Here is a 14,736-nt window from a genome sequence, read left to right as displayed (position 1 = left end):
AAATGGGCAACTGGGATTGGCAGGTGTTCCTGCAAGACCCCGGGGGGGAATATCCGAGCTACCTGCAATGGATGCTCTCGGCGTGGGGCTGGACGGTGTCGGTCGCGCTGCTGGCGCTGATCGTGGCACTGGTGCTGGGCTCGCTGATCGGCATCATCCGCACGCTGCCTGACAGCCCGTGGCTGGTGCGGCTGGGCAATGCGTGGGTGGAGCTGTTCCGCAACATCCCGCTGCTGGTGCAGATCTTCCTCTGGTACCACGTGATCCCGGCGCTGATCCCGGTGATGAAGGGCGTGCCGAGCTTCATCCTCGTGGTGCTGGCGCTGGGCTTCTTCACCTCGGCGCGTATCGCCGAGCAGGTGCGCTCGGGCATCCAGGCGCTGCCCAAGGGCCAGCGCTATGCGGGCATGGCGGTGGGTTTCACCACCGCGCAGTACTACCGCTACGTGATCCTGCCGATGGCCTACCGCATCATCATCCCGCCGCTCACGAGCGAGACGATGAACATCTTCAAGAACTCGTCCGTCGCGTTCGCCGTGTCGGTCGCCGAGCTCACCATGTTCGCCATGCAGGCGCAGGAAGAAACCTCGCGCGGCATCGAGGTCTACCTCGCGGTGACGGCGTGCTACGTGGTGTCGGCCCTGCTCATCAACCGGCTCATGGCATTCATCGAGAAGAAGACCCGCGTGCCGGGCTTCATCGTCTCGGCCAGCAGCGGCGGCGGAGGACACTGACATGATGAATCTCGACCTGTCGTTCTACAACTGGGACGTCATCAGCAACTTCGTCGTCAAGGGCTTCTACTTCAGCATCATGCTGACGATAGTGGCCACCATCGGCGGCGTGATCTTCGGCACTCTGCTGGCGCTCATGCGCCTGTCGGGCAAGAAGTGGCTCGATGCGCCCGCGGCGCTGTACGTCAACGGCATGCGAAGCATCCCGCTGGTGATGGTGATCCTGTGGTTCTTCCTGCTGGTGCCGGCATCGTTCTATTCGCTGTTCGGTTCGGTCGGTTCCAACTACCGCTCCGAAATCTCGGCCGTGATCACCTTCGTCGCGTTCGAGGCAGCGTACTTCAGCGAGATCATGCGCGCGGGCATCCAGTCGATCCCGCGCGGCCAGGTGAACGCGGGCCAGGCGGTGGGCATGACCTACGGCCAGAACATGCGCCTCGTGGTGCTGCCGCAGGCCTTCCGCAACATGCTGCCGGTGCTGCTCACGCAGACCATCATCCTGTTCCAGGACACCTCGCTGGTCTACGCCATCGGCGCCTATGACATGCTCAAGGGCTTCGAGACCGCGGGCAAGAACTTCGGCCGTCCGATCGAGGCGTACCTGCTCGCGGCCGTCGTGTACTTCGTCATGTGCTACGCCCTTTCTTGGCTGGTGAAACGCCTGCACAAGAAGATCGCCATCATTCGCTGATTGAGTGGCTGAACCGGAGAGAAAGAAATGTCCGAAAAAATGATTGAAATCAAGAACGTATCGAAGTGGTATGGCCCGGTGCAGGTGCTCAACGACTGCAACGTGAACATCTCCAAGGGCGACGTGGTGGTGGTGTGCGGGCCCTCGGGCTCGGGCAAGTCCACCCTCATCAAGACCGTGAACGCACTCGAGCCCTTCCAGAAGGGCGAGATCACCGTCAACGGCATTCCGCTGCACGACCCCAAGACCAACCTGCCCAAGCTGCGCTCCAAGGTCGGCATGGTGTTCCAGCACTTCGAGCTGTTCCCGCACCTGTCGGTGACCGAGAACCTCACGATCGCGCAGATCAAGGTGCTGGGCCGCACGCCCGACGAAGCCAAGACCCGCGGCCTGAAGATGCTCGACCGCGTGGGCCTGATGGCGCACAAGGACAAGTTCCCAGGCCAGCTGTCCGGCGGCCAGCAGCAGCGCGTGGCGATTGCCCGTGCGCTGTCGATGGACCCGATCGTGATGCTGTTCGACGAACCCACCTCGGCGCTCGACCCCGAGATGGTCGGCGAAGTGCTCGACGTGATGGTGAGCCTGGCCAAGGAAGGCATGACCATGATGGTGGTCACGCACGAAATGGCCTTCGCCCGCAAGGTTGCGAGCCGCGTGATCTTCATCGACGTGGGCGGCAGGATCCTCGAAGACTGCCCGAAGGACGAGTTCTTCAACCACCCGGAAAACCGCCAGCCGCGCACCAAGGACTTCCTGAACAAGATCCTGCAGCACTGACAAGCCGCTGCCGGGTTCAGGCAAAAGGGGCCGCGCTTCGAGAGCGCGGCCCCTTTTTCATTGGCGGTGGCCCTGTGCACGCGATCTATTTCGTGCTGGGGCTCGCCGCAAACACCTTGTCGAAGAACGCCGGAATCTCGCTGCCCAGCCGCGCCAGCAGCGCCTTGCGGTCGAAGCCTGGCGGATCGGCCCGAACGTCCCCGTCGTCCGTCGGGATCGCACTCGAGGGGGTGTCCATGAAGGCGAAGTGCCAGGCGTCGGGAATCCGCTGGAGTTCGGCGCCCGGCATGTTCTGCGCGACCCATTCGGCATGGAAGCGCGGAACGAGGAAACGGTCCAGCTGCGCCTCGTAGACCCGCGTGGGCACGCGGATGTCCGCGAGCGAAGCGGCCGTGAAGGGAACGCCGGCCGGAGCCATCGCCACGACCGCGCGTACCCGAGGGTCGCGCAGTGAAGGCAGCAGCGGCGATGCCGGGGCCGCCACTGTGCCGGTCGGCGCTCCAGCGTTGCGGCCGATGCCGCAAAAGATCGGGTCGGCGGCGCGCTCGCTCGCGCAGTGGCTGGCGATGCGTGACAGGTCGGCCTGCCCGCCCGCGAGCGCCAACACCGTGTAGCCGCCGGCCGAATGACCCAGTGCGCCGATGCGGGGGCCTTGCGCGTCGACAGCGATCCGGTCCTTCCACATCGGGTCTTTCAACAGCACGTCGATCACGTGGGAGATCTGCTGCGGCCGTTGCGTGAAGTAGGCCGCCGCGCCTTGACGCAGCAGTGCGCCGTCCTGCCAGTTGTCGCCCGGATGGCGCAGCGCCGCGACCAGGTAGCCGTCCCGCGCGAGCGCTTCGGCCAGGCTGGTGTGGCCCAGTTCGGTGCCGCCGACACCGTGGCTCAACACGATCAGGCCCTTGAAGCGCTCCTCGGGTGGCGCCTGGATGGCCACGCGGACCGTGAACGGCCCCATGGGAATGGCGCGGGCGGCGGCCTGTGTCGGGTAGTAGAGCGCGACCACGACGGGCGCGGCGTCCGGCGTCGCAACCGGAAGACTCAGCTGGCGCCAGCCGGCTTCGGCGGCCATGAGCTGGAACGACAGCAGCAAGCCCGAGGCGAGCAGCAGGACCTGGCGGAAAACGGTGCGCATCGTGGATCTCCTGGACGGTGTCGATGGAGTCCGCATGGTGGCCGCGCCGCTGCGCGGCTGCCACTGGATTGCGATGAAGTGCGTGAAACGCGGCGCGAAAGTGCTCAGGGCAGCCGCGCGATGTGTTCCGTCAGCAAATCGAAGAAGCCCTGCGCATCGCCGTCGACGATCCAGTTCACGTTGGGCGTGCGGTGCAGGCTGCCGTACCAGTCGGCCACCGTCTGCCCGAAGCCCATGCCTTCGCGGCTGTCGACCTCCACGTGGATGCGCCTGCCCTTGAAGAGCGAAGGCTGCAGCAGGTAGGCCGTGACCGTGGCGTCGTGCACCGGGCCGCCGGGCATGTCGTAGTGCTTCATCTCCTGGGGCGCGTAGGCGTCGAGGATGTCCGCGACGATCGCGCCGGCCCGGTTGCCGAGGCCGCGCAGCCGCGCGATGCGTTCGTCACTCGTGAGGATCTTGTGCGTCACGTCCAGCGGCAGCATGGTGATGGGCACGCCGCTCTCCAGCAGCACCGCCTCGGCCGCATGCGGATCGGCGAACACGTTGAACTCGGCCACCGGCGTGATGTTGCCGCCGTTGAAATGTGCGCCGGCCATGAGCACCAGCTCGCGCAGGCCGCGCACGATGTCGGGGGCTTGCTCGAGCGCCAGTGCAAGGTTGGTCTGCGGGCCGAGCATCGCGAGCGTCACGCTCTTCTCGGGGGCTGCGCGCAGCGTGCGCACCAGGTAGTCGACCGCATGGCCATCGGCCAGCGGCGCGGCGGGCTCGTGCACATCGACACCCGTGAGGCCCTCCTTGCCGTGGATGTTGGCTGCGTAGATCGGCGTGCGCTGCAGGGGCCGCTCGGCGCCCGCGTACACCGGCATCTCCGGCCGCCCGGCCCATTCGCAGGCCAGCCGCGCGTTGCGCGAGGTCTTGGCCAGCGGCACGTTGCCGGCCACCGTCGTCAGCGCCTCGATGCGCAGCCGCTCGGGCGCAGCCATCGCGAACAGCAGCGCGATCACGTCATCGGCGCCGGGGTCGGTGTCGATGATGAGCGTGTGCACCGTGGCGTCGGTGGATGGCGTGGTTTGCATGACAAGGTTCCTCGGCGAGCGCGAACGGTGCGCCCTGCTGGGCAAGTCTGCCAGAGCGCGAGCGCCCGTCAGCGTGGGTCGTCGAGCAACCGTCGCGCAAAGAACGCCAGGATCTCGTCGCGCGCCGCCAGCGTCGGCTGGCCGGCTTCGTCGATCAGGTGCGCGGTCACCACGCTGTGCGGGCTGGCCACCACCTGCGCGAAGAAGGGCGGCGTGTCGGGGTTGGCGGCACTGTCGGGCAGCACGCGTGCAACGAAGCGATCGCCCAGTGCCTGCGAGAACGCCGCGAAGCGCTCGGCCTTGCAGAACCGGTCACCGTCGAAGCGATAGGCCATCACGGTCAGGTCTTCGCGTTCCAGGCGCTCGCGCACGGCCGCCAGTTCGTCGGCCGCCACGTTCATGCCGGCCGGCTCGTCCATCGGCAGCGAAGGCTGGCACACCACCGGTGCGAGCATGGCGGGCTCCATCATCATCGAGAGCGCGAAGTTGCCCGTGAAGCACATGCCGATCGCGCCCACGCCGGGCCCGCCGCATTCTTCGTGCGCCAGCCGCGCGAGCGCGCGCAGCCACTGCGTCACCGGGCTCGAAGCGTTCGATGCGAAGGCCCGGAACTCGGCGCTGACGCAGGCCCGCTTGAACACCGCAACGCCTTCCTCGGTTCCGGGCACCGCGCCGTCCCGGCCGAACAGCGAGGGCATGTAGACGGTGAAGCCCGCGCCGCGCACCCAGCGGGCGAAGCGCGCCACGTGGGGGCTGATGCCGGGCATCTCGGTCATCACGATCACGGCGGGGCCCCGGCCCATGACGTAGACCTTCTTTTCGATGCCATCGAGCGTGATCTGGCGCGGAGTGAAGTCGTCGAGCGTGTCGTCTTCGTTCATGGGGCGTTGTGCCATGGGACTCTCCTTCGGTGTTCAGGCGGCCGGTGCCGAATCGACGAGATGCTGCAGATGCGCATAGCCCGCGCTGCGTGCGAAGTCGGGTAAATGCCAGACCTTGCCGCCCACGCCCCAGGCGCCGTCGGGCACTTCGTTCATCACCACGGACGTGGCGAGCCGGCGCCGGTCGTCCGCCGGCAGTGCTTCCTCGAACGATGCGTGAATGCGTGCGACGAAGAGCTCGCGCGATGTGTCATCGAGCACACCGGCTGGCAGGTACGCGAGCACGGTGCAGGGCAAGAGCCGCGCTGTCGCGTCGACGCCGCCACAGGTCCATGCGCCGGCGGCGGCTTCCTCGACCAGCACCCAGCACATGCTTCGCGCACGGGGCTCGTCGGGCATCTGCTCAGCCGCTGCTGCCGCTTCGTTGATCTTGCGAACCAGCGCGGCGCGGCTCTCGCCGGGAAACGAGCCATGAGGAATCTTCACGAGGATGGTGGGCATGCGGATGTGGCCTGAGGGAACTGTGAAGCTTGTATTGGACGTTCGGCCTCGCCAGAATGGCAGTGTCCAATTCGACTCCTTTAAGGCTTTATCGGCCAACATCCAGATGCATGACTTCACCGTGCTGGTACTGCCCGGCGCCTTCAACTCCAGCGTGGCGGTCACGATGGACGTCCTCGGCGCCGCGGAAGCGATGGCTGCGCGCGCAGGCGTCGCGCCGCCCCGGTGGCGGCTGTGCTCGGTGCACGGCGGCCCGGTGCAGCTGCGCGCCGGCATGAGCCTGGACACCACGCGCCTGCCCGTGCGCCCCCGCGTAGATCGCTCTACGTGGGTGGTGCCGGGGCTCGGCCTCAACACGCCCGGCGAGATCCGCCAGTGCCTGGAGAGCGCCGACGCGGCCAAGGCCATCGCGGGCCTCGCGCGTCACGCAAAGGCAGGGGGGCAGGTCGCGGCTTCGTGCTCGGCCGTGTTCCTGCTGAATGCCGCCGGCCTGCTCCAGGGCCGGCGCGCGACCGTTTCATGGTGGTACGCACCGCTGCTCGCGCGCATGGCGCCCGGCTGCACCGTCGATGCCGACCGCATGGTGTGCTCCGACGGCCCTGTCGTCACGGCTGGCGCCGCGTTCGCGCAGACCGACCTGATGCTGCACCTGTTGCGCGAGCGTTGCGGCAGCGCGCTCACCGATCTGGTCTCGCGCATGCTGCTCATCGATGGCCGCCAGGCGCAGTCGCCGTTCATCGTGACGGAGATGCTGGCCAACGGCAACGAGCTGGTGACGCGGCTCACCGCACGGGTCGAGTCGGCGCTGCCGGACCTACCCTCCGTGAGCGAGCTGGCGCGCGAGTTCTGCATGTCGCAGCGCACGCTGTCGCGTCACATCGAGAAAGCCACCGGCAAGAGCACGCAGGCGCTGGTGCAAGGCGTGCGGCTGCGGCGCGCCCGCGCGCTGCTCGAAACCAGCCGCATGACGGTCGAGCAGGTGGCCGGCGCCGTGGGCTACCAGGACGCCACGGCGCTGCGGCGGTTGATGAAGAAAGTGGCGGGCGCTAACCCGAGCCGCTACCGCGGCTGATGCGCCCGCAGCAAACTGCGGTGCCTGCTTATTGCGCGCGGCAATTGCCTTCACTGCATTCGCCACCACCAGCAGCCAGATGCGAGCTGGCTTGTGGGGCGCCTTCGGGGCGTGTGCGCAGGGCACCGAGTACTCCCCTCCGCGAATGTCCCCCGGCCTGCGGCCTCCTCCTTTATTTCGCTGCGGGGAGTACCCGATGCCCTGCGCACGATGAGTGCGGCTGTGAGGTTGGCGGTTCGACCGCTGCGGCGGATTGCAGATGGACGTGCGGGGGCGTACTACTGAGCTTTCGTGAGAGACGGGAGGTGGACAAGCAGAACTCCGAAGGGCTGGTGTCGGTTGCGGTCGACTTTGGTGTGACTGCGTTCGATGTTCGCTTCAGGCTGGGTGCGGTCTTTCACCTCGAAGGTCGTGAGCGACAGCTTGCCGGCCCAAGGCAGTCAGACCACCAGCCGCCGGTTCGGCCACTTGCGGGAGGTTGGCAGCCCCGGCTGCTGGCGATGTACGCGACAATCTCGAAGAATCAACATAGGGAGTGCGAGGCATGCATCCATTCCGGCGGCTCGCCCGAGCGGCATTGGCGCGTATCCAGGACGCGCTGGGGAAGCAGCCCAAGGACGAGACCGCTGATTTGGCGCGCTCTATTGCAACGCTGGCAGCGGCACGAATCGCGAAGGTGCGACGGGACCACGCCGCCCACAACGACTACCCCGGCTGGTTCGCAAGCACCGTGCTTTGGGGAGGTTCACACCCAATCATCTTCGCGGCGCTCGTTGGCTTCGCATGCGCCATTTTGGCCCTTGCCTGCTGGCCCGCGCCGTTCCCCGAATGGGTAGTCATCCCATTTCCCGACCTCCCCACCGACTACACACACGCGGCCTTCTTCGGGACCATTTGGACCGTACAGGCGACCCTCATCGCTCTCGTCTACCCCATCGTCCTGACCTTCGTACCCATCCTGCTACAGCGACGGGCATCGTCGAAGTTCGCGCTGGCCTTCTACATGCGCGAGTCAGCCGTGCTGCCGGCGGGCACGAGCTCCCTGTTGCTTCTGCTAGTGCTGTCGGGGCAATACCTTGCCGCGTACTACGTGTCGCGTGAGCTCTTCCTCTTCGGAGCCGTGTTCGATGGCCTCTGGCTGCTGGCCAACATAGGCATGACAGGCTACTTCTTGGTGAAGACCGTGCGCTATGTCGAGGAAGACATCGGCGAGACGACCTACAGGCGCCTATCGCTCGGCTACGTGCTTTGGTCGGACCTCGAGGAAGCAGAGACGGCTGCCCTCTATGAGGCCGGTGGACCCAACATCGGGGAATACCGAAGCGGGCGCGTCGAGCCGCTTGTCCGCACGATGGCAATTCGTTCAGGAGAGCCGACCGTTTCCACGACCCTGTCCGGCAAGAACGAGCTGGTCGACGTTGACCTGTTTCTTGTGAATCGAGTAGCCCGCAGGTGGGCAAAACGCGCCGTGGGCCATCCCATCGAAAAGGGAGCGAAGCAGAGGCCCCCAACCTTGGAACTTCTGCCGTCGTTCTGGGGCGAATACACCGGCCGAGTACACATTGCCCGCGTTACAGACGGGCCAGACCTTACGCCACGAGAGCGTCGCGACCTTTTGCAGGCATACGTTTTCGCACCCCCACCTCCCCGTTTCTTCAACGGCAATACCAAGGGCCTGCTGGAAGAGCTCGCCAGCGAGGTGCAGTCGCAACTGGAGCAAGGAAGGTTTGACGAAGCCGCTTCGGCCTTCAAAAAGATGCGCCGTCTGCACGAAGCATTTCTCCACAACTCGAACACAGATCAGCACTCGAATCTCGCGAGCGCCTCGGCGCCATGGTCGGCAGGACACCGCAGCGTCAGCGACCACTGGCTTGACCCCTACCGGCCGCTGTTTGAGGCGACGGCGAACAAAATTTCTGCCAACCAGGGCCTCTGGCGCGACCTGTGCAGGCTTCCTGCTGAGCTGGTCCGTTGTGCAAGTCCGCAGGACGCGCGGATGACATACGACATCCTTGAGCAGTACGAGCTCATCGACCACTTTCTCGGGACGTGGTGGACTCGCGAAGCTCATCGTTCACAAGCTGTCTTTGCGGCGACCGGTGCACAGCTCCCAGAGCCGATGGCCTCCGACTACAGGGACGCCGTCACGTCCGTCGTCAATGGGCTGAATGTCGCGGTTGTGCCGTTCGACGAGAAGGGGGGCAAGGACGAGCAACGCTGGGTAGCGCGCCTGAGGGCCACGGTGACGTGGATGACGCATGCCGACATGTGCGTCAGGCTGTTGATACGCGCGGTCCGCCGCGGCGACAAGGTTGCGTCCGAGTGGTACAGCGATTGCCTGAGCCACTGGCTCTCTGACCGTGCCTACGAATATGGCGCTCGCCGTTTCGAATACGCGGCCGACCTGCCTGCGGTCAAGTTCGGAGAGTTGGACATTTCTTGGTCCAAAGCGCGCCAGCAAATCTCCGCGGCCATCCAGGGCGACGCCACCCTTGATGACGCGGTCCACGTTCTTTGGGCAAGCCTCCAGCGTCATTGGGAGGTCGTGCGATTTACAAGCGCGCTGCTTCTCTTGCGCGACGAAGTTCACGGCACCTTCCAAGAACTCGCGCACCGCGTCGCGGGCCACGTACTGACCCTTACGTTCTTCAATCCTGGGCCGTCAGCCGATCCTCAGAGCCTACTTGATCCAGACCAGCTTCTGAGCACGTATCTCAGTCTCTGCTGCCTCGATCCACACTCGCGCGCGCAGTCCTCTTCACTCGTCGCCCGAATACTGCGGAGAGGGAACGATGGACCCGTCATCAACGGCTGGACCTACACGGGCCACGGATATCAAAGCAATCCAGAGTCGCAGGCAAAAGGGTTCGTGACTTTGCTGCTCGCGTCGACGGGCGCGGGCAGGTTTGTGCTTCGCGACTCGACCGGCTTGTGTAGGGACCTGCAGGGGCTGGATACGATGCGTGCTCTGTCCCAAGTCCTATCCCTGCTCGTCGCCGAGGTGCAACGGCCGTTCCGGAGGGAGCTGCCAATTGCCGCAGCCGCTCTGCGCGCCAGCTTCGGCTTGCCCATGCGTCAGGTGTCGCCATTGCTGCCATGGCGAAGCAAGTTGAAGCAACTGCGGCAGGTAGTCAATGCACAAATCGACGCAGAGCTGCGCAAGGTCGTTGTGCCGCGAGATGCCGCGAGGACACTCGTGGACCGCCTGCAGGCCGAGTTGCTGAACCCGACCGACGGCAAGGCTTGGAATGGCCACATTCGGACAGGCGTGGGGGCTGTGGCCATGTCCAAGGAAATGTGGTCGGTGCGGCGGAGTCGCCACAAAAAGGCCACATTCCTGCGGCCTACCGAGGAAGAGTTCCCTCAAGCGGACGTCCAGCGGTGGGCGCGGCAGATTGCGTGGGTCACTCTGCCGTTGGCCCTCAACGAAGCGCTAAAGATCAAGGCCATCAAACCCATTGAAGGCGCCTCAGGGGGCGAGCAATTGCTGAATCTCGCAGCGGCGATTCGCGCCGACCGGCTGTCAGGCAGGACGCCGGTTGTCCTTGTGCCGCGCGGTCCAACCGGTCACATAGTCGAGGAGATGTACTGGCAAGTGGAAGGCCGCTCAGGGCCACCTCATGGCGTTGAGTTCACGGCACGTCAAGATAGGGAGGGACCGTTCGCAAATTGGATGGTCAACGGCGCGCTCGTCTTCGACATGCTGACGCCGGACAACCGAATCTTCCTAGTGCCCGCCGCCTGGTTCGATTGCCTTGTCTTTGAGCAACAACCAGACGGCACGGTGCTGCAGCACGAGCTCCAAGTTCAGGAGCCCGACAGCGTGCTGTTTCAGCTTCATTGGCGAGCCGAGCTTTCTGGGGCCTTCAAGCCAGCCTGAGCTCCCCGCGGACACAAGAAGGCTCCTTACTTGGTTTGCGAACTTTCTATCTGTGAGGGTTGAGGGTGCCTTCAGCGACGACCGTTCTTGCAGGCGGGGCGAGTTGTCCGCCCCCCTCGTATGGCCGGACTGCCGCTTCGTCCTACCCCTCATTACCATCTTCATCAAGCGCGAATTCCCAGACGGCGTAGCGCTCCTCGAGCGTGCGCATACAACTGCCTCCTCACATACGGCAGCTCGCTGTGTACGACTGCTCAAGGACACAGACCGGGCGGCCCGAGAAGCAGGGTGGAATTACCGCTCCCGCTGCAAAGCGGGTGCTCGCATTGTCGGTCGACGATCAGCTGGGATACATAGCTGCCACTGAGACCTACCCCACAAGCAACCTCAACCAAGCCGAATTCTCTCCATCACGAATGCTTCAGTCGTTCCATCTCAAAGCCCCCGTTCCTCAGGCGGGCCGCGAAACCCGCAGCCCGCAGACCAGCCGCTAATCGCCAGTCTCAGGCGCCCCACGTCGCGCCTTCTCGCTCACCTGAAACAGCTCCCCAGCCTTACGAGCCAGTTCAGCCGCAAGCCAAAGCAGGTTGTTCAGTTGCCGAGGCCCATCTCCGCTGCACCAGTCGATCTCTTCCCCGTGGCAGACCCATAGGAGGGCTTCGAGCTGAGAGAGGGTGTTTTCAAGAAGATCCGCCGGGTCTTGGGCGTTTTCTTCGGAAGCTACCGGCGTGCGAGGCCGGGCTATAGTCTTGGTAGCCATTTTTGTGCGTTCCTTTCGAGGGTCGTGCACGAACTTGGTTAGACGGCTGGGGTGCTAGTAACACCCTGGCCGTCGCCTTTTGATACCTCGCATCTGTATCGCTGCTTTCGCACCGACGACCTGCCGCGAGGCAAGCAGCCTTCAAACATCACGGTGGCTTGGTGTGTTGCGCCTTCCTTGTTCCCTTGTTGGGGTATGGAGTGACAGGGGCATCCACTTTAGAGAAGAACCCGGCGAAGCAGCCGTTCCATCCGGCACGAAGTCTCGGCAACCGCCAACAAATGCAGCTTCCGCAATGCGCCGCGCGCGGACCTCATGGGCCAGTGTCGTGTCAGTCAGCAGCGGCTCTCAACGCTCAGGCCGATGGGGTGCCTTGCGCAGCGAAATAAAGGAGGAGCCCGAAGGGCGGGGGACATTCGCGGAGCAAGGTACCCCGTCGGCGTGAGCGCCCCCCGGATGCGAGCAGAAAGGCTCAATGCATCCAGGACCGCGCCCGGTCCAGATGCTCGCGGCACTCGCGCACCATGCGTTCCAGCAGTTCCGCACAAGTCGGAATGTCGTCGATCAGCCCGATGCACTGGCCCGCCGAGACCACACCGTTGTGCACCTCGCCGGACTCCAGCGCGGCCCGGCCGCGCGCGCCGGCCACCAGTGGGCGCACATCCTCGAACTCGCAGCCGCCCGGACGGTTCTCGGTGGCCACCACCTCTTCGGAGATGGCGTTGCGGAACACGCGCGCGGTGTTGTGCAGCGTGCGGAACATCAGCTTCGTGTCGCGCTCCGTGGCATCGACCAGCGCCTGCTTGATGTTGTCGTGGATCGGCGCTTCCTTGGTCACGCAGAAGCGCGTGCCCATGTTCACGCCCTCGGCGCCCAGCGCCAGCGCGGCGGCCATGCCGCGCCCGTCGGCAATGCCGCCCGAGGCGATGATCGGAATGCGCAGCTTGCGCGCCGCGACCGGCAGCAGCACCAGGCCGGGCACGTCGTCCTCGCCGGGGTGGCCCGCGCATTCGAAGCCGTCCACCGACACTGCATCGACGCCGTTGCGCTCCGCCGAGAGTGCATGGCGCACCGAGGTGCACTTGTGCACGATCTTCACGTCGTGGCGCTTCAGCGCTTCGATGAAGTCCTTCGGGCTGTTGCCCGCGGTCTCGACGATCTTCACGCCGCTGTCGATGATGGCCTGCACGTACTCCGCATACGGCGGTGGCTTCACCGCCGGCAGGATCGTGAGGTTCACGCCGAAGGGCTTGTCGGTCAGCGTGCGCGTGCGCGCGATTTCGTTGCGCAGGTCGTCGGGCGTGGGCTGCGTGAGCGCCGTCACGATGCCCAGGCCCCCGGCGTTCGACACGGCCGCGGCCAGCTCGGCGCGGCCTACCCACTGCATGCCGCCCTGGACGATGGGATAGCGGATGCCGAGCAGCTCGGTGATGCGGGTCTTCATCGGTGCCGGGTCCTCTTACAGCGTGGTCACCAGTTCCGGCACCGCCGTGAACAGGTCGGCCACGAGCCCGTAGTCGGCCACCGAGAAGATCGGCGCTTCTTCGTCCTTGTTGATCGCCACGATCACCTTGGAGTCCTTCATGCCGGCCAGATGCTGAATGGCACCCGAGATGCCCGCTGCGATGTACAGCTGCGGCGCGACGATCTTGCCCGTCTGGCCCACCTGCCAGTCGTTCGGGGCGTAGCCCGCATCGACGGCCGCGCGGCTGGCGCCCAGGCCCGCGTTGAGCTTGTCGGCCAGAGGCGCCATCACCTCGGTGAACTTCTCCGCGCTGCCCAGCGCCCGGCCACCCGAGACGATGATCTTGGCGGCCGTCAGCTCGGGGCGTTCGCTCTTCGTGACTTCACGGCCCACGAAGCTGCTCTTGCCGCTGTCGGCCACGCCTTCGGCCGTTTCGACCGCTGCGCTGCCACCGGTCGCAGCTGCGGCATCGAAGCCGGTCGTGCGCACGGTGATGACCTTGATCGGGTCTGCGCTCTGCACGGTGGCGATGGCATTGCCCGCGTAGATCGGGCGCTCGAAGGTGTCGGGGCTGTCGACCTTGGTGATGTCGCTGATCTGCGCCACGTCGAGCTTGGCGGCCACGCGAGGCGCGACGTTCTTGCCGTTGGCGGTCGAGGGGAACAGGATGTGGCTGTAGTTGGCGGCAATCGCCAGCACCTGGGCGGCGACGTTCTCGGCCAGGTTCTCGGCCAGGCTCGGACTGTCGGCCACGATGACCTTGGCCACGCCCGCGATCTGCGCGGCGGCCTTGCCGGCTTCGGCGGCATTGGCACCGGCCACGAGCACATGGACGTCGCCGCCGCAGGCCAGCGCCGCGGTCACGGTGTTGAGGGTCGCGGGCTTGACGGTCGCGTGGTCGTGTTCGGCAATAACAAGTGCGGTCATGTCGTCACGGTGTTGAGGGTCGCGGGCTTGACGGTCGCGTGGTCGTGTTCGGCAATAACAAGTGCGGTCATGTCGTTCTCTTCCTCAGATCACTTTGGCTTCGTTCTTCAGCTTGTCCACCAGGGTGGCAACGTCGGGCACCTTGATGCCGGCGCCGCGCTTGGGCGGCTCGGCGACCTTCAGGGTCTTCAGGCGCGGCTTGACGTCCACACCCAGGTCCTCGGGCTTGAAGGTGTCCAGCTGCTTCTTCTTGGCCTTCATGATGTTGGGCAGCGTCACGTAGCGCGGCTCGTTCAGGCGCAGGTCGGTCGTGATGACCGCCGGCAGCGTGAGCGTCAGCGTTTCCATGCCGCCGTCGACTTCGCGTGCCACGGTGACCTTGTCAGCCGCCAGGTCGACCTTCGAGGCGAAGGTGGCTTGCGGCAGGTCGGCCAGCGCAGCCAGCATCTGGCCGGTCTGGTTGGCGTCGTCGTCGATGGCCTGCTTGCCGAGGATGATCAGCTGGGGCTGTTCCTTGTCGACCAGCGCCTTGAGCAGCTTGGCGACGGCCAGCGGTTGCAGTTCTTCGGTGGTCTCGACCAGGATGCCGCGGTCGGCGCCGATGGCCATGGCGGTGCGCAGGGTTTCCTGGCACTTGGCGTCACCGCAGGAGACGGCGATCACTTCGGTGACCACGCCCTTTTCCTTCAGGCGGACCGCTTCTTCGACCGCGATCTCGTCGAAGGGGTTCATGCTCATCTTGACGTTGGCAATGTCCACGCCGGTGCCGTCGCTCTTCACGCGCACCTTGACGTTGTAATCGACGACCCGTTTGACGGGGACCAGAACCTTCATGGC

The 14,736-nt window shown here is 65.4% G+C and carries 13 protein-coding genes; 5 read left to right on the top strand and 8 right to left on the bottom strand.

The window, feature by feature from the left end:
- The first annotated feature begins 2 nt into the window (after positions 1-2).
- From ASD05_RS23505 to ASD05_RS23495, 3 genes are read left to right on the top strand one after another with little or no spacing between them, the layout of a single operon-like run.
- On the top strand, positions 3-734 hold the full coding sequence (locus ASD05_RS23505) for an amino acid ABC transporter permease (protein WP_056597571.1): 732 nt from the start codon (positions 3-5) through the stop codon (positions 732-734).
- A 1-nt stretch (position 735) separates the two neighbouring features.
- Positions 736-1,425: an amino acid ABC transporter permease gene (locus tag ASD05_RS23500; protein WP_007838246.1), complete on the top strand. Its 690-nt coding sequence runs from the start codon at positions 736-738 to the stop codon at positions 1,423-1,425.
- Positions 1,426-1,464: 39 nt separating this feature from the next.
- On the top strand, positions 1,465-2,202 hold the full coding sequence (locus tag ASD05_RS23495; protein WP_056513337.1) for an amino acid ABC transporter ATP-binding protein: 738 nt from the start codon (positions 1,465-1,467) through the stop codon (positions 2,200-2,202).
- 85 nt (positions 2,203-2,287) lie between these two features.
- On the opposite strand, the gene ASD05_RS23490 is transcribed toward ASD05_RS23495, so the two are convergent.
- The 4 genes from ASD05_RS23490 to ASD05_RS23475 all read right to left on the bottom strand — a co-directional run bounded on the left by ASD05_RS23490 (position 2,288) and on the right by ASD05_RS23475 (position 5,795).
- Positions 2,288-3,337, bottom strand: a complete 1,050-nt coding sequence (locus ASD05_RS23490) for an alpha/beta hydrolase family protein (protein WP_056597570.1) — start codon at positions 3,335-3,337, stop codon at positions 2,288-2,290.
- 104 nt (positions 3,338-3,441) lie between these two features.
- Positions 3,442-4,413, bottom strand: a complete 972-nt coding sequence (locus ASD05_RS23485) for a nucleoside hydrolase (RefSeq protein ID WP_056597569.1) — start codon at positions 4,411-4,413, stop codon at positions 3,442-3,444.
- A 68-nt stretch (positions 4,414-4,481) separates the two neighbouring features.
- Positions 4,482-5,309, bottom strand: coding sequence for a dienelactone hydrolase family protein (locus ASD05_RS23480; RefSeq protein ID WP_056597568.1), 828 nt, complete (start codon positions 5,307-5,309; stop codon positions 4,482-4,484).
- 18 nt (positions 5,310-5,327) lie between these two features.
- The gene (locus ASD05_RS23475) at positions 5,328-5,795 is read right to left on the bottom strand and encodes a tautomerase family protein (protein ID WP_056597567.1); all 468 of its coding nucleotides are present in this window, start codon (positions 5,793-5,795) and stop codon (positions 5,328-5,330) included.
- A 106-nt stretch (positions 5,796-5,901) separates the two neighbouring features.
- On the opposite strand from ASD05_RS23475, the gene ASD05_RS23470 reads away from it, so the two are divergent.
- Positions 5,902-6,867 carry a GlxA family transcriptional regulator gene (locus ASD05_RS23470; RefSeq protein ID WP_056597566.1) on the top strand — a complete coding sequence of 322 codons (966 nt, stop codon included), beginning with the start codon at positions 5,902-5,904 and terminating at the stop codon, positions 6,865-6,867.
- Between the two features lie 544 nt (positions 6,868-7,411).
- Positions 7,412-10,747, top strand: a complete 3,336-nt coding sequence (locus ASD05_RS23465) for a hypothetical protein (RefSeq protein WP_157610240.1) — start codon at positions 7,412-7,414, stop codon at positions 10,745-10,747.
- Between the two features lie 490 nt (positions 10,748-11,237).
- Here ASD05_RS23465 and ASD05_RS29710 read toward each other — a convergent pair whose 3' ends face one another.
- The 4 genes from ASD05_RS29710 to ASD05_RS23450 form a co-directional block, all read right to left on the bottom strand.
- The gene (locus ASD05_RS29710) at positions 11,238-11,507 is read right to left on the bottom strand and encodes a hypothetical protein (protein ID WP_082572263.1); all 270 of its coding nucleotides are present in this window, start codon (positions 11,505-11,507) and stop codon (positions 11,238-11,240) included.
- A gap of 472 nt (positions 11,508-11,979) precedes the next feature.
- Complete coding sequence (locus tag ASD05_RS23460) at positions 11,980-12,951, bottom strand: NAD(P)H-dependent flavin oxidoreductase (protein ID WP_056597564.1); 972 nt, start codon at positions 12,949-12,951, stop codon at positions 11,980-11,982.
- 15 nt (positions 12,952-12,966) lie between these two features.
- Positions 12,967-13,899 (bottom strand): electron transfer flavoprotein subunit alpha/FixB family protein, encoded by a 933-nt coding sequence (locus ASD05_RS23455; RefSeq protein ID WP_056597563.1) that lies wholly within the window; start codon positions 13,897-13,899, stop codon positions 12,967-12,969.
- An 84-nt stretch (positions 13,900-13,983) separates the two neighbouring features.
- Positions 13,984-14,733, bottom strand: a complete 750-nt coding sequence (locus ASD05_RS23450) for an electron transfer flavoprotein subunit beta/FixA family protein (protein WP_056597562.1) — start codon at positions 14,731-14,733, stop codon at positions 13,984-13,986.
- Positions 14,734-14,736: the final 3 nt, after the last annotated feature.

This window comes from Variovorax sp. Root434 (assembly GCF_001426595.1).
GTDB lineage: Bacteria > Pseudomonadota > Gammaproteobacteria > Burkholderiales > Burkholderiaceae_C > Variovorax.
The sequence above is the reverse complement of the archived record's forward strand: the minus strand, read 5'-3'. Positions and strand labels throughout refer to the sequence as shown.